A 15,462-nucleotide genomic window follows, 5' to 3' on the forward strand; every position below is an offset into this window, starting at 1 on the left:
CCATGACGCCTAGCTGCGCATGCGATAGAAGCGCCTGCGGCTACGGCCTGAAGGGCTTCGCATCGGGCCGTGTAGCTTCGATAGGCTTTCGGCGACAGCTGAGATGGAGCAATCAGATCCCATGATGAGATTTGCTTCAGAGTGAGCATGCTCATACGTCTGCGACCTCTAGGCGCACCTGTGTTCTCGTGGTGAGGCGCTCACTGAAATTGATGCTGAGTACGCCCCTATGGATTAGCAGGCATGTAACACACCGAACGTCCCGCCAGTCGAACGTACCCTTCAGACTGGTCTCAATGCCGTAGAACGAACTCAAGGGGTTGGCATTCATGTGAAGGCAAACAGCGTCAATGAACACATCCACGGCCTTGAGGTCGGCCGCAGACTGGACATACGGTAGAAGTTCAAGGCGTGTCGCATTGGCGACCCGAGCCGTGAGCAGTGACTGCGGCTTACGGATGGTCAGGGCGATTCCAGCGACTTTCGCTGCTTCCATGAGCTTGGCGCAAGCCGCGTTTTCCGCGCGTTCTGCGTAGGTGGTGGGCTTAGTCTGCCGTCGGAACGCGATGAAGCTCTCCGCGCCATCCGTCTTGGCCAGCCAGAAGCAAAGCTCGATCTCCCGGCCTTCGATGGCGAGAGTGCGAGGACGCTCCACGTAGCTCGCCACCGACAAGTCAAACTCTAGCTCCAAGGCCAAGGCCAGTCGGCAGGGCTCGACAACGGCGATGGTCCGGCCACCGTTCTTCGGCGAGAGGAAGTGATAGGCATCAAGCCTGATCTGCTCCCTGGGCGAGAGGCTCCTCGGTGAATAGGGGAGGTGAGACGGGGCCTGCGTGGCGTCAGAACGGGGGCTAGTCATGACGCACCCGATCTAGCCGGCAATCAGGTTCTGCAGACCCAGGTGCACCCTTATGAGATGCTTCCGATTTCGTAGACATTCTCCTACTCCAGTCAGCTCTTTCCCGCACCCGAACTTTCTGAAAGAAAGGGGTGGACGAAGGGGCGAAATGGGAGTAGTTTCGGGCTTGGAATGCATGCCCTAGAGCTACTCCACGCCCGGTTGCCGCCGGGCGTTTTCATTTCTGGCGTCTGCCGCTACAACATGCTCTTGGGGCGCCCGTGTTAGGTTGGCGCATTGACCTGTTTCGATCATGGCTGCGGCGGGCCATGGATCGCAGACGTGCTCTCAAGGAGCCTTAGGTTGGTACTGCCTGGTCAGGAGCCAGGAACTGAGAGGCGAGCCAGTGGGCCACATCCCGTGACAGTGCGAATTTACCGCGCCGCCTCTCTAAGCTGAATACGTGGACTGGAACAGTTCCTCGGGCCTGCGCCTGGCGCAGGCCGTCCAAGGACATGTAACCGAGGGCGCGCCAAAGCTCGTCTTGACCGAGTAGTGGGCCATAGCGATAAAGCAAGTCCCGGGCCAGGATCTCTTCCAGATCCTCTTTGGAAAACGACCGGCTAGCTGATAGCGCGCCACTCACTGACCACCTCCACGCAGGTTCGTCTAGACAACGGTAGACCACCTTTGACTGGAGGGGTTAGAGTAAAGTTGAGCGCGAACTTTACTCTGGTACTACTGGGCCACTCATTGGAGACGCCCTGATGTCCGATAAGGGTTACGCAACATATGACCTCAAGCGCGCGGCCGTGATTCTTAGCCGTGTGGAGGCTGGGGACCCTGTTCGCTTTGCAGACAGGCAAATATGTGTGCTTGAGACCGGAGCTTGGTTTGAAGCCGTTCGACTGAGCGTGGGCACGAACGAAAGCGGATGCCCGCTTACCGCTTACGCTGTAGGGAAGTGCTTGGAACCCACGACTTACATTCCAGGGAAGGACGGCTATACAACGAACAAATGGTCGCGATATGCCGCCGGCTTACATCGACCAACTGTCCGTACACTCAATCAGCTTGATCCGCTGACTCCTGGCGCGAGAGACTGGATTGACGCACCTTACTGGCGATTGCTCAACTGCTCCCGCCCCCTACATGCAGATGACGATGCACTGAGGCAGCTAGCACCCGCTGTTTTCGATGCGTTGTTTAACCGGGCCGCGAGCGGTCGGGGGTTCCTTAAGGCCAAGGCACTCCAAGACCTTTGCCTTGATGAACTAGCTGCCTGCGTCGACGGCATTGAAGCGCTCTGCGCAGCAGTCTGGGTGCTACGCGACGCTCGCGAAAACGGCGATCAGCAGACGTGTCTAGAGGTCGGTGCCCACCTTCACGGAATCCTACTCATGACGGTTTCGTCTGGCGTTCCATTCCTCATGCGATCCTCCCTCATCGCATTCTTTCATAGGCACGTATTTCCCTTGGCGAGTTCAGCTGACGTGATCATCAACCCAACTCTGATGGACATGCTGGCCACCGCAGATGATTTCCTGGTCCATCGGACGCGGCTGGAAGACGAGGGGGAGGTTGGAGATCAGCAGCCTGGGGACACCTCAGGATTGCGAATGATGCTGGACGGCTCCCTGGGCGATGACCTCCTCCACGGGCTCTCTCCCGGGTACAAGCTCAGACCGGATGCCACATCAGTAGAAGCGGCAAGGTTCGTTGCCACCCGCACAGCACTAAAGGCGTGGGGCAAGGAGATCCTCGACGGTCGTAGTCGACAGCGGATTGTCCCCAAGACGGTTTGGCATCGGGTACGCGGCTTGGCGATTGAATCGTTAGCCGGACCCACTGATGTGAGGGTCTTGCAGACCTAAGGGCTGGAGCAACGCCGGGATCCGCACAGGGTTGGTCAACTGACGCTGTGAGAAATTGCCCCGCAGAGGGGAGTAGTTCCTCCGTTCATCAGGAGTGAGGGGGCATGAGGCGTAAGAACGTTTCGGATGAGCAGCACCTTGCTCGCGCTGTCTGTCGCGATAGCACGACGTTATCGGGCTAAGCGGATGGGTAGGAGGCGGCTTGCTGGCTGGTCACGCTTCCGGTAGCGGCTAGCTCAACTGGCAATAGTCAGAAATTACCCCCCCCCTCAACTGCGGAGGTGTGGAGATGGCCTTTGGGCGGTCTCTTGTCAGTTCCGGTGCACCTACTGTCTCGAGAGCATGTCAGAGGTCGCGAAGCGTGGCCCTTGAGCTGGGGCGAACGCCTACCGCATTAACGGATCAGACTGGACTTGGCGCGTCTGAATCGCGCTTTGCGCACTAGGAATCGCATGACCAGAATGGCAGGGAAGGTGCGCACTTGTAGCGCACGATTTCCTGCCACGGGAGCGGGCCCGCCGATGCCCGCGCTCTGTTGGGTGCGCATAGGCAGAGGAAGCTGCTGCCAGCGCGGAGCTCTGCCGGGGGTTCATCTACGTACTGCCCCCTAGCGCCGAATTGATCTCAACGAAAGCCTTCTCAAAGCGGTCCAGCGTTTCGTTGATGGCCATAGTTTCCTCGGCCAGCACGTGCTGATTCTGGATGAGCCAATTGGCAGGGGTGAAATGATCCAGGGGCGGAACGGAAGCCCCCATGACGTTAAACAGTGCTTCGGCCTGTTTGACTTGGCGCGTCAGTGCACCGTTTTGGCTGAATTGCCGGGCGGAAATTTGCCCTTTTCCCTTCAGGCCGTAGGCACCGTTGAGGATGTCGGCGAAGACGGCAGGTGCGAAGAAGTCCTCGATGTCGCTCTCCGACTTTCCGGTGAAATCCGTGGCCACCAAGACGCCGGAAGCCTTCATGATCTGAGACTCCCTCAGCCGCTGGACTTTGCCTTTGTCGCCATTGCCGTAGTCACACAAGGCGACCATGTGGATGCCCTTGCCAGAGAAGAGCGAGGCGAATGATTGCACTTTGTCTATACCGCCTGTCGGGCAGATCACCCACCGGCCGTCCAAGCCTTGGCGCTTGCGCTGCTTGAGCGCGTGCGATGCCGCCTGAAGATAGAGCACATCCGAAGGACCTTCGACCAACAGGGTATGCGCTCCCACAAACAGGCTTTGGGTAACCTCGTAACCGAGATGGGCCTGGAGGGGGAACAGCGTGTCCTGATCGACGCTCAGGACGTCTGCGGAGACCTGTGTGCCCTTCACGGTGGGGCGGCGACGCTGATCGTAGGTGACAACGTCCTCGACGACGCGAACGTCCGCAAGACGATCGGCCGGCACCATAAAGGGCGAGTGGGTGCTGTAGATGACCTGGTGGTCGGGGAGCAAACGTTCGATGATGTAGCGGAGCAGATCAGCTTGCGCCTTTCCATGTAGCGTCAATCCAGGCTCATCCAGAAGGATGATCGCGCCGGGGTTCTTCTTTCGCATTTGCTTGAACTGCGACAGGAAAGAGAAGAACCAGACGAATCCGGCGCTGCGCTCAGACAGGGGCACCGAAACCTTGTGATTGTCATTTCGAATGCGAATTTTGGCTACAGTCCCGGCATTGAAGGGCGCGGGATCTTCGGAGAGGCCTTGGGCGAGCGTTATCTCTACACTAAGCGCGTCGTTCTGGCTCCAAAACTCAAAGATCTCATCGGTAATTTCATTGGAGGCGGCTTGGCAACGTGCGTTGAGCTCTTCCAGGCGTGTGCTGGACTGCAATTCGCTGACCGACGTCCCGGCGTACTCGAGGAAGTCGAGGAAAATCTGGTCACCCGGGGAGACCGTCACGCCGCTTTGGGTGTCACGAGACAGCTTGTCCAGCGATATCTCCCCGGACATGCGATCAAAGTGAGAGGTATAGAAGAACGCCGGCATCCTTTTCTGCAGGATATCGATGGCCGCCAGCGCTGGTTTTCCCTTGCGGAAGCCACCGATGGACCGTTTGACCGCCTGCAATTCGTCAGACAGCTCGGGGTGCCCATCTATCTCGGCTACGAGTCGGTCCAGCGATACCGTGGAAAACTTCTGCCGCTCTTCGCCTGCCACGCCGTGCTGGTCGAGCAGAAAAGCGCGCACCACGTTGGGATCGACTTGAATGCTCCAAGTGCTGTGGCCACTGTAATCTGTCGTTACGTCAACGGTCGCATTACTTAACGCGCCAGCACCCAGGACGTCTGCGACCGCCTTTTGGTCTTCTTGGCTGAGCTCCCAGGTTAGGGTGGCAACCGGTGCGGATTCGCCGTCGTGGCGCTCCTCATACCGCGTGAGGAAGCGGCGGGGGTAGTCGCGCACCGTGTCGTAAGCAAACTGGTCGGCGATGGGATGGGTGCCAAACATCGCCGTTAGAATTGCAGTCTTGCCCGCCTCGTTCTTGCCGACCAAGCAGGTCAGATCTCCGACATCAAACGTTCCGGAATCCTCTGAAGAACGGAAGTTTCGGATCCGTGCCTTGACTAGCTTCATGCTGCCCCCTGATCCCTGTCGTGGATGGTGCGCGTCTCGCGCAGGATAGGGCCGGAGCGGGGCACATTCAACGCGGACTGCTGGCTGGGCGGCGGCTCAGTCCTCATCTATCAGGCGCGCGGCGGGGTTGCTGCCGACGCCGCCCTGCTGGAAGTATCCGATCACGCTGGCCACGGAACGGTGATCGGTCATCGCCATCAGCGCCGGCAGGGCCACCCCACGCCGCGCACCTTCGGTAACAAAGCCCGAGCGCAGGCTGTGGCCGGCAAAGTCCCCGTCCAAACCGGCCAACCGCGCCCGGTCCTTAACAATGGCCGCGACTGCCTTGCCGCTGAGCGCGCCGCCCAGTGACCGCGGCCAGACGCGCCGGAACAGGGGACCGTCGGTAATCTGAGCAACGTCCAACCAGTCCCGCAGTGCGGCGGCTGCCTCGCCCAGGATGGGCTTGTCAGGACTGCTGCCGGCCACTGGCCCGGACTGCAGGGTTTTGCCGTGATCCAGGTGATAGGTATAGCCGCCTTCGGGCAGTCGAGTGAGGTGATTCACCATCGCCTCGGCGACTTCGCTGCGGCGGCGCCCGCCGCTAGCAAAGGCAAAGTAGAGCAGGGCGCGATCGCGCTTGCCCTTGAGGGATGTGTCGCAGGTGGCCGCCATTGCACGTAGATCTGCGGCCAGCAACGCGGTTTTCTTGGCGGGACGCTCGCCTCGCTTGTGAGAAGCCCGGCGCCCCTTGGATAGCAGGGTTCTGACGGCTCGATCCTCGCAAGGGTTGTCTTGGCGGGCCTGCTTGTGGGCCGTCGACAGGACCGCCACCCGGTGGACCAGACTGGAGAACGCCAGCGGCCCAGGCTTCTTCTTCAGGCCCGCATGCACCAAGGCGCTATCCAGGTCTGCAGGCAGATCCCAGCGAAGCCCCGCATCGCCTGAGCGCCCCATGTGATCCACGATGAACTGAACCACTGCCGCCGGGGGGACGGGTAGAGCAATGGGCCTGCCATACCGCCCTTCGAACCAGCCCGCCCAATAGCGCAGGGCGCCGGCGTAGCTGCGGATGGTGTTAGGCGCTTCGGCCTCCTGCAGGATGTCCCGCACAGCTTCTGCGGCGGAGGTGGCCAGCCGCTCCGGAACCAGTCCCGAAACCAGTTCCCTAGACGCAGAAATGATAGTATTCATATGTACTACGTATTGTTCACTATGATTTGGTTGAGCTACATCTGATAAATCTTCCTTATCAGACCTAGCCTACCAATTCCCACGGCTCCGCAGAAGGACACCCTATGGCCAAGGGCATCAGCGAACTGGATGTGCACCAGGCAGCGGACGACATCATCGCCGCCGGCGAACGTCCCACCGTCGAGCGAATCCGCGCCCACCTGGGCACCGGTTCGCCTAATACCGTCACCCGCTGGCTAGAAACCTGGTGGCAGACCGTAGGCTTGCGTCTGCGCCAACGCGCCATTGAGGCGGCGGTTCCGGGCATCCCAGAGCGGCTAGCGCACCTGAGCCATCGTTTGTGGCAGGCCGCACTGCAGGATGCCGGCGAGCTCGCTCAGACCCAGCTCGACTCGGCCCGACACGCACTGGATGAACGCGAGCGCCTGCTGGAGGGGGAGCGGGCGACCTTGGCGCTGGCGATTGAGGCCAGCCAGAAGCGCGAACGGGAGGCTCAGGTCCAGACTCAGTCCGCCGTCGCAACCGCGGAGCAATTGTCGGCACAGGTCTCCCAGCTGACTGCACAAGTGCAGGACCTGCTGCGCCAACGCGATGGGGCCTATGGACGGGCCGAGCGACTCGAGCAAGAACTGGATGCCGTACGCCGAAGTCTGGGCGAGGCCACGACCGCTCACGAAGGAGAGAGGAGGGCGCTCCAGGCGCACGTCATAGCAGTGGAGGATCGTGCCCACACGGAGGTTGACCGGCATCGTCAGGCATTGCGGTCAGCCGAGCAGGAGTGGGGGCGGGAGCGCATAGCCTTGACCACATCATTGCGGGAGAGCGAACAACAAGCCATTGTTACCGCCAACCGCGAGCAACAGGCATTGCGCCGCTTGGAAGGCGTGACTGCGCGGGCTGATGGCCTGGAGGCGCAGCTGACGTCACTGAAGGAAACCACCCGGCGTGTTACGGAGGCGCTCCGACTAAGGAGAGCGGACACGGCACCGACAAGCAAGCAAAGCAAGCAACGCCGCACCGCGCCAAAGAGAGAGAGCGCGCTATAAGGCATTGGATTCACTCAACTACATTAATACACCCATCCGATACTTGACGATTTCGCTCGGCAATCTGCCACTGCAGTTGCCGCACTTAAGGAGATCAAGGAACTGTTCCTAAGAAGGAAGAGATGAGAAAGCAGCGGGGTGCGAACTCGTATGGTTGTTTCCCGCAGTTCAGAGTTCGGCCGGCACCTGGTATGAGCCTACTGGTACGCCACGAAAGGGCTCTATTCTTTGATTCGCTTCTCAAAGTTAGTGATCAGCTTGCGCAGCGAAAGGCCTGTTAGGCGGGCGATATCTCTCAGCTCCACCACATCAACCCTGCGCTTGCCTGTCTCGACGTCACTGATGAACGACTGGCTGCGGCCCAGCATGCTCGACACTTGAGCCTGGGTTAGACCGGCAGCTAGCCGCGCTTCGCGAACAGCCTCAATTAGGGCAGCGTACTCTTTGCGATGGATGGACTTCGACACGGCCGCGCCTTGCTTGAGCGGCCTAAGAAGCTATATCCAGTTCTCCGATATCTAAAAACCCGATATCCTGCCTCCCTCATCAACAGGGGGAACGCATGAGCAAGCGTCAATACCGTTTCATCACCAAGGCCGGAACCAGGACAACTCTGATCCTGGCAGCCGCAGCACTGGTCGATAAGAAGCTGGTCACGAACGGGACAATGCGGGCAAAGCCTACCTGGGTGCCGATCACCTGAAGCGCATTGATTTCCTTGAGAGCCAGCTCAAGCAAGCGCGTGAGTACGAAGATATCTGACGCCACCAGCCCAGCCGAGGGTTCATGCGCTCTCGGCTGAAGCTGGCAGCGATGCTTATGCCGCCATCCATCTAACAGAGACCTCAATCAATGCGACCGACCATCCTCGCCATGGACTTAGAAGGAACGCTGATCTCCAACGCGGTAAGCCAGATTCCGCGCCCGGGCCTCTACGAATTTCTCGAGTCGGCAAAAACGCTCTTTGAGGCGCTGGTCATCTTCACCACAGTCCCAGAATCAAGATTCCGTGAAATCGCCGATCTCTTGACTCGCGAAGGAGCAGTCCCCGGATGGTTTGCCAACTTGCCATACATCGACTGGGCTGGGCAGACGAAGGATTTGTCAAACGTCTCCCCGGCCATCGGCTCTGCATGGCTATTGGACGATTACGCCCCCTACGTCCATCCGGGACAGGAGCACTACTGGATCCCAGTGCAACTCTTTTGTTCTCCCTACCTGGAGGATGATGCCGGATTAGACGATGCCATGGAGGCAATCCGCAGCCGACTGAACGAGTGCTAGGGACATCGTCCACAGCGTAGGAATCTCCAACGGAGTCAGATGCTGTGAGCATCGCCGCCCCCCCCCTCTATGCTGCGCTGGTGCGCGCGCTTCATTTCCGGCTACCTTTCGCGGCGAACGTGCGGACGCGATCCGCGCAGATCGCCAGCGAGGTGGGCCGAGCAGTCCGGCCGCGTCCAGGGGGCCGCGACCGAATGCCCACGCCGATCAGTGCGTGACCAAGCGGGTGAACGAGAGCGATCCCAGCGTCCAGGCACCGCCATTCTTGACGTACACCTCGGTCACCTGGAAAGGATTGCTGACTTCCTTCCCGTCGACGATCGAGTCCATGCGGATGCGGTTCAGCAGGATGGCCGTGTCGCCGATGAAGCGCACGGACGTCTCGAATATCTCCGCGTGCTTGTACTGGATGTACCCGCTCTTTATGACGTCCAGTTCCTGCGCCTTCGAGAACGTCGCGCCCATGTGGACGAACACCGCCTCGTCATGGAAGAGCTTCGACAACTCGTCGAGATTGCGCTGGGACATCCAGAGCCACTTCTGCCTGGAGAGGTCGATGATTTCCTGTTGATTGGCCATTGCTTGTGCTCCGGTGCGACTCGCGCCCTGTGCCGCCTGACGGCCTGCAGCTGGTGGGCGAAAAGCTGCGCAGCCTCACCGAAGAACTGAACACCTGGAGCGAGCTGACGGCCAGCGCCGACTACCGATAAGCCAGGGGCCAGCCCATAGCTGCGCTGCAGGGATTCAGTTTGCGAATGCTGGATTGGCGTCATTTATGAGTTCAGCTCAATAGAGCTTGCAGGCTGAGGTAGTTACTGTGAGCCAGAACCCAGCCTAGTATCAGAAAGACGTATTGGAACCGCATCATCAGCGGTAGAGGTCCAGCGCAGCCAATTCTTAAATTTTCAAACTGGAGTCCTCGCATGAGCAACCAAAGCGATGATGCCGACCAAGGGCATCTGCGCACGGCAGCCAACCATTTGACCGAGTTTGCAGATGACGGAGGCTCCTTTGACCTGCGCCTGTCCCGGCGCGAACTGTTGAAGGCCGGCGCGGTGTCGGCCGCGGCCTTGGCAGCGCCCGTCGCCCTGGCGGCCACCGGGCCGGTTCCCATTCCACCGCCGCAGATGTCGCGCCTGTCCCTGAAGGTCAACGGGGCTACTCAGGAACTGGAGCTGAACACCCGCACCACCTTGCTCGACGCGCTGCGCAAGCACCTGCACCTCACCGGCACCAAGAAGGGGTGCGACCACGGCCAATGCGGAGCCTGTACGGTCATGGTCGATGGCCGGCGCCTCAATTCCTGTTTGACGCTTGCGGTCATGCACCAGCGGGCCGAGGTCACCACTATCGAAGGCCTCGGCACGCCGGACAAGCTGCATCCGATGCAGGCCGCGTTCGTCAAGCACGACGGCTATCAGTGCGGCTACTGCACGCCGGGCCAGATTTGCTCCTCCGTGGCAGTGCTCAAGGAGATCGAGCAAGGCATTCCCAGCCACGTCAGCGCCGACCTGGTCGCACAACCCCTGGTGACGGCAGAGGAACTGCGCGAACGGATGAGCGGCAACATCTGTCGCTGCGGGGCCTACGCCAACATCCTTGCCGCGATCACCGAAGTCGCCGGGAGCCGCGCATGAAGCCCTTCACCTATGAGCGCGTAAGCACCCCGGCCGAAGCCGCCGCCAGCGCCAGGCGCACACCCGACGCCCGGTTTATTGCCGGCGGCACCAATCTGCTCGATCTAATGGAGCTGGAGATCGAGACGCCGGCGCACCTGATCGACGTCAACGGCCTCGCGCTGGACAAGATCGAGCCCATGGCGGACGGCGGCCTGCGCATCGGCGCGCTGGTGCGCAACACAGATCTGGCCGCCGATGCGCGCATCCGCCGGGACTACGGCGTGCTCTCGCGGGCGTTGCTCGCCGGCGCCTCCGGCCAGCTGCGCAACCAGGCCACGACCGCCGGCAACCTGCTCCAGCGCACGCGCTGTCCCTACTTCTACGATACCAACCAGCCTTGCAACAAGCGAAACCCCGGCAGCGGCTGCGCGGCGGTCGGCGGTTTCAGCCGCCAGCATGCGGTCATCGGGGCCAGCGAGGCCTGCATCGCCACCCATCCCAGCGATATGGCGGTGGCGATGCGGCTGCTCGATGCCGTCGTGGAGACGATTCGCCCGGACGGCACCGAGCGCAAGGTGCCGATCGCGTTCTACCGCGCCCCGGGCGATACGCCGCATCGGGAAACCGTGCTGGCGCAGGGCGAGCTGATCACCGCGGTCACGCTTCCTCGCCCCCTGGGCGGCACGCACGTCTATCGCAAGGTGCGCGACCGCGCGTCCTATGCCTTCGCACTGGTGTCGGTGGCCGCCGTCGTGCAACGCGATGGCAGCGGCCGTGTGGCCCTGGGCGGGGTCGCCCACAAGCCCTGGCGGGTCGAGGCGGCGGAGGCCGAACTGCCGCGCGGCGCGCAGGCGGCGAGCGTGCGCCTGTTTGCCGGCGCCCGCCCGACCCACGAGAACGAGTTCAATTTGATCCTGGCGCAGCGCACGCTCGCCTCGGTGCTGACGCAGGCGAAGGGGTGAGCCCATGCCCATGAAATTCGACACCCCCGCGACCGACAACCCCATCGACCAGCTCAAGGTCGTGGGCCGCGCCCACGATCGCATCGACGGTCCGCTCAAGACCACCGGCACCGCCCATTACGCCTACGAATGGCACGACGCGGTGCCCAACGCGGCATACGGCTACGTGGTCGGCTCGGCCATCGCCAAGGGCCGCATCGACGCGATCGACGTGCGAACCGCCCGGCGCGCGCCCGGCGTGCTCGCCATCGTCACCGCCGACAACGCCGGCCGATTGGACAAGGGGGCGATGAACACCGCCAAGCTGCTCGGCGGCCCGGAGATCCAGCACTACCACCAGGCCATCGCGGTGGTCGTCGCCGAGACCTTCGAGCAGGCGCGCGCCGCCGCCGCGCTGGTGCGCGTGCGTTATCGCCGCGAACCCGGCGCCTACGATCTGGCCAAGGCCAAGCCCACCGTCACCGGCCCGCAGGAGCGCGCACCCGATAACCGGCTGGGCGACTTCGCCGCGGCATTCGCCGCCGCGCCGGTCCAGCTCGACGCCACCTACACGACGCCCGACCAGTCGCACATTCCGATGGAGCCGCATACCTCGACGGCCGCCTGGGACGGCGACAAACTCACCGTCTGCACCTCCAACCAGATGATCGACTGGTGCCGCAGCGAGCTGGCGACCACGCTGGGCATCGCCAAGCAGAACGTGCGCGTGGTCTCGCCGTATATCGGCGGTGGCTTTGGCGTCAAGCTGTTCCTGCGCAGCGATGCCGTCCTGGCGGCCCTCGGCGCCCGCGCCGCGAAGCGGCCGGTCAAGTTGGCGCTGCCGCGGCCGTTCGTCGCCAACAACACCACACACCGGCCAGCCACCATCCAGCACCTGCGGATCGGCGCTGAGAAGGACGGCAAGATCACCGCGATCGCCCATGAAAGCTGGTCGGGTAACCTGCCCGGCGGCAAGCCGGAGAGCGCGGTCCAGCAGACCGATCTACTCTATGCCGGCGCGAACCGCCTGACCGGGCTGCGCCTGGCAGTTCTCGATCTGCCCGAGGGCAATGCGATGCGCGCGCCAGGCGAGGCGCCGGGCCTGATGGCGCTGGAAGTGGCCATGGACGAGATGGCCGAGAAGCTCGGCCTGGACCCGGTGGAGTTTCGCATCCGCAACGACACCCAGTCGATCCGTCGAATCCCGACCGGCCCTTTTCGCAGCGCCAGCTGGTCCAGTGCCTGCGCACCGGCGCCGAGCGTTTCGGCTGGAACCTGCGCAATCCCCGGCCGGCCCAGGTGCGCGACGGGCGCTGGCTGGTCGGCATGGGCGTGGCCGCGGGCTTTCACAACAACTTGGTGATGAAGTCCGGCGCGCGCGTGCATCTGGACCCGCGTGGCATCGTAACGGTCGACACCGACATGACTGACATCGGCACTGGCAGCTACACGATCATCGCGCAGACGGCCGCCGAGATGATGGGCCTGCCGATGGAGCAGGTCGTGGTGCGCTTGGGCGATTCCGACTTCCCGGTCTCGGCCGGCTCGGGCGGCCAATGGGGGGCCAACAGCTCCACCGCAGGCGTGTACGCGGCTTGCGTCAAGCTGCGCGAAACGGTGGCCCAGCGGCTTGGCTTCGACCCCAAGCAGGCGGAGTTCGCCGACGGGCAGGTGCGCGTCGGCGGCCGCAGCGTGCCGCTGGCCCAGGCCGCCGGTGCGGGCACGATCACCGTCGAGGATTCGATCGAGTTCGGGGATCTGGACAAGAAGGTCCAGCAATCGACCTTCGCCGCGCACTTCGTCGAGGTCGGCGTGGACATGGCGACCGGAGAGCCACGCGTGCGGCGCATGCTGGCCGTGTGCGCTGCCGGCCGCATCCTCAACCCGAAGACCGCGCGCAGCCAAGTCATCGGCGCGATGACCATGGGCGTGGGCGCGGCGCTGATGGAGGAACTGGCCGTGGAGAAGCGGCTGGGCTTCTTCGTCAACCACGACATGGCCGGCTATGAAGTCCCGGTCCACGCCGACATCCTGGAGCAGGAGGTGATCTTCCTCGAAGAGGCCGATGCGGCATCTTCGCCGATGAAGGCCAAGGGCGTGGGCGAACTCGGCCTGTGCGGCGTCAGCGCGGCCATCGCCAATGCGGTCTACAACGCCACCGGCGTGCGGGTGCGCGATTACCCCGTGACGCTGGACAAGCTGCTCAAGCGGATGCCTACCTTCGCTTGAGCGACGTGGCCCTGGGCGCAGCCTCCGCCACACCTGGGGCCCTGCAATGCGCGTGGCTGGCGCGTGCGCCGCGGTCGCGCCGACGACGTGCGCGGCGGTTCGCGTACCAACCTCCACCGATGCTCTCGCCGGCCGATTGCCGACCCGCAACCGGCCTGCACGATGGCGCATGCCGTCATGCCCCGAGCGTCCGCTGTGCCAACGGTGATGAAGTGCCACAACAAGCCCCGGCCGAGATGGCCAACCACGATCTGCCAGCGCCTACGCCACATCCAGCGTTCCTGACCGACGACAGCCTCGACGTGCTGCGCTTCGCCGCCGATGCCTTCGCTGGCGGCGTGGCGACGGTCCTGGTGACCCTGGTGGAGATCCGCGGCGGCGCAGCCCGTCCGCTGGGTGCGCACATGGCCGTGCGGGAGGATGGCCTGTACTGCGGCTTCGTCTCGGGTGGCTGCGTCGAGCGCGCCGTCGCCTTCGAGGCCCTCGACGTCATCGCCTTGGGCGGCGACCGGCAAATGCGCTACGGCCAGGGGTCACCGTACATCGACATCGTGCTGCCCTGTGGCGGCGGCATCACGCTGAGCCTGCACAGGCTGCGCTGCGCGCAACCCTTGTGGGCGGTCTTGGCGGCGGCGGAACAGCGCAGGCCAGCAGGCCTGCGCTACGATCCCGCGCAGCAGACCCTGCAAAGCCTGGCTCACGGTGTGGGCACCGGCTGGAAGGGCCAGCGCTTCGAGGTGGGCTACCGGCCCTGCACCCGTGTGCTGATCCTCGGCCGCTCCGCCGAAGCCGAGGTGACCGCCAGGCTGGCGCAGGCCGCCGGCTACGAGGTCCATGCCAGTGACGGCGCCGAACCGGGCGCCCTGTCTGCGCTGATCGACGCGGACACCGCCGTCGTCCTGCTCTTCCATGACCTTGACCGCGAGCTGCCCATCCTGCAGGCCGCCTTGGCGGCCATGCCGTTCTACATCGGTGCGCTCGGCAGCCACCGGACGCACCAGGTGCGCGTCCGAACGCTGGCCGGACTTGGCTATCTCGCGCAGGACATTGCCCGGATCAAGGCGCCGATCGGCATCTTCCCCAAGGCGCGTGACGCCGGTTCGCTGGCGCTGTCCGTCCTAGCCGACGTGGCCGCGGCGCGAAACGGCGTCCCCGGCAAGACAGAGGCGTTTTGATGCCCGCGCCGGCCACGGCCACCGGACTCACCGTAATCGTCCTGGCCGCGGGGCGAGGCGAGCGATTCCTCGCCTCGGGCGCGACGACGCACAAGCTCGATGCGCTGCTGGATGACAAGCCCGTGCTGTGGCACGTCCTGCGTGCGGTCGAATCCTCGGGCCTCGACTGGCACCTAGTGCGCCCGACTGGACGCACCGCGGGCATGGGCGATTCGATCGCGATGGGCGTCCGGGCGACGGCCGGCGCCTTCGGGTGGCTCGTTCTGCCCGGCGACTTGCCGCTGGTTCGCGCGACGTCGCTGCAGCGGGTCGCCCGCGCCCTGGAAGACCACGCCATCGTCGTCCCCCACCATCGACAGCGCCCAGGACACCCGGTCGGCTTCCGACGCGAATACCTGGAGTCGCTGGTAGGCCTGTCGGGCGACGTAGGCGCTGCGGCGATCGTGCGCGCGTGCAGACAACACGGCGAGGTGCTGGACCTGCCGCTGAGCGATGCCGGCATCGCGTGCGACATCGATTCGCTGGACGACCTGGTGCACGCCGAGCGGCTGCTGTGCGCGCGAAGGCGACGCGCGGCGCGCGATCGGCGCGCCAGTGGAGGCTGAAAGAACCGCTCGCATTCATGAGCTAGGTTCAGTAGCCCTTGCGCAGACATCGCCTTAATCCCGAGGACCTCGCTGCGTACGATTTGCTTGGGGCAGTGGTTCCTCACGGCCTTGCTTTGT

General features: G+C 63.3%; 12 protein-coding genes and 1 pseudogene. 8 read left to right on the forward strand and 5 right to left on the reverse strand.

Going from position 1 to position 15,462, the window contains the following annotated elements:
- Positions 1-151: 151 nt before the first annotated feature.
- The 3 genes from V3B30_RS01595 to V3B30_RS01605 all read right to left on the reverse strand — a co-directional run bounded on the left by V3B30_RS01595 (position 152) and on the right by V3B30_RS01605 (position 6,443).
- Positions 152-859, reverse strand: coding sequence for a hypothetical protein (locus V3B30_RS01595; RefSeq protein ID WP_329809620.1), 708 nt, complete (start codon positions 857-859; stop codon positions 152-154).
- A 2,446-nt stretch (positions 860-3,305) separates the two neighbouring features.
- Positions 3,306-5,270, reverse strand: coding sequence for an AAA family ATPase (locus tag V3B30_RS01600; protein WP_107432010.1), 1,965 nt, complete (start codon positions 5,268-5,270; stop codon positions 3,306-3,308).
- 96 nt (positions 5,271-5,366) lie between these two features.
- A complete protein-coding gene (locus V3B30_RS01605; RefSeq protein WP_107432011.1) occupies positions 5,367-6,443 on the reverse strand; it encodes a site-specific integrase in 1,077 nt (358 codons plus the stop codon).
- A 104-nt stretch (positions 6,444-6,547) separates the two neighbouring features.
- Between V3B30_RS01605 and V3B30_RS01610 the strand changes: the two genes are divergently transcribed.
- Positions 6,548-7,489, forward strand: coding sequence for a DNA-binding protein (locus V3B30_RS01610; protein ID WP_329809623.1), 942 nt, complete (start codon positions 6,548-6,550; stop codon positions 7,487-7,489).
- Between the two features lie 221 nt (positions 7,490-7,710).
- Here the strand turns inward: V3B30_RS01610 and V3B30_RS01615 are convergent, their stop codons facing one another.
- Positions 7,711-7,956 (reverse strand): helix-turn-helix transcriptional regulator, encoded by a 246-nt coding sequence (locus tag V3B30_RS01615; RefSeq protein WP_107379606.1) that lies wholly within the window; start codon positions 7,954-7,956, stop codon positions 7,711-7,713.
- 95 nt (positions 7,957-8,051) lie between these two features.
- Between V3B30_RS01615 and V3B30_RS01620 the strand changes: the two genes are divergently transcribed.
- Together V3B30_RS01620 and V3B30_RS01625 are read left to right on the forward strand one after the other, a co-directional pair.
- A complete protein-coding gene (locus tag V3B30_RS01620; RefSeq protein ID WP_159054961.1) occupies positions 8,052-8,192 on the forward strand; it encodes a hypothetical protein in 141 nt (46 codons plus the stop codon).
- Positions 8,193-8,341: 149 nt separating this feature from the next.
- On the forward strand, positions 8,342-8,773 hold the full coding sequence (locus V3B30_RS01625) for an NIF family HAD-type phosphatase (RefSeq protein WP_107379604.1): 432 nt from the start codon (positions 8,342-8,344) through the stop codon (positions 8,771-8,773).
- A gap of 207 nt (positions 8,774-8,980) precedes the next feature.
- On the opposite strand, the gene V3B30_RS01630 is transcribed toward V3B30_RS01625, so the two are convergent.
- Positions 8,981-9,352, reverse strand: coding sequence for a nuclear transport factor 2 family protein (locus tag V3B30_RS01630; RefSeq protein WP_107379603.1), 372 nt, complete (start codon positions 9,350-9,352; stop codon positions 8,981-8,983).
- A 443-nt stretch (positions 9,353-9,795) separates the two neighbouring features.
- Between V3B30_RS01630 and paoA the strand changes: the two genes are divergently transcribed.
- From paoA to V3B30_RS01655, 5 genes and pseudogenes are all read left to right on the forward strand, one after another.
- Positions 9,796-10,410, forward strand: a complete 615-nt coding sequence (paoA, locus tag V3B30_RS01635; RefSeq protein ID WP_234368037.1) for an aldehyde dehydrogenase iron-sulfur subunit PaoA — start codon at positions 9,796-9,798, stop codon at positions 10,408-10,410.
- On the forward strand, positions 10,407-11,354 hold the full coding sequence (locus tag V3B30_RS01640; protein ID WP_107379601.1) for a xanthine dehydrogenase family protein subunit M: 948 nt from the start codon (positions 10,407-10,409) through the stop codon (positions 11,352-11,354). Before paoA ends, V3B30_RS01640 begins: the two co-directional genes overlap by 4 nt.
- 10 nt (positions 11,355-11,364) lie before the next feature.
- Positions 11,365-13,562: pseudogene (gene paoC, locus V3B30_RS01645) on the forward strand (aldehyde oxidoreductase molybdenum-binding subunit PaoC).
- A gap of 236 nt (positions 13,563-13,798) precedes the next feature.
- Entirely contained in the window at positions 13,799-14,737 is a 939-nt protein-coding gene (locus V3B30_RS01650; RefSeq protein WP_107379600.1) for an XdhC family protein, read from the forward strand.
- Positions 14,737-15,342 (forward strand): NTP transferase domain-containing protein, encoded by a 606-nt coding sequence (locus tag V3B30_RS01655; protein WP_107379599.1) that lies wholly within the window; start codon positions 14,737-14,739, stop codon positions 15,340-15,342. Before V3B30_RS01650 ends, V3B30_RS01655 begins: the two co-directional genes overlap by 1 nt.
- The last annotated feature ends 120 nt before the right edge of the window (positions 15,343-15,462 follow it).

This window comes from Stenotrophomonas sp. SMYL41, assembly GCF_036319965.1.
GTDB lineage: Bacteria > Pseudomonadota > Gammaproteobacteria > Xanthomonadales > Xanthomonadaceae > Stenotrophomonas > Stenotrophomonas maltophilia_R.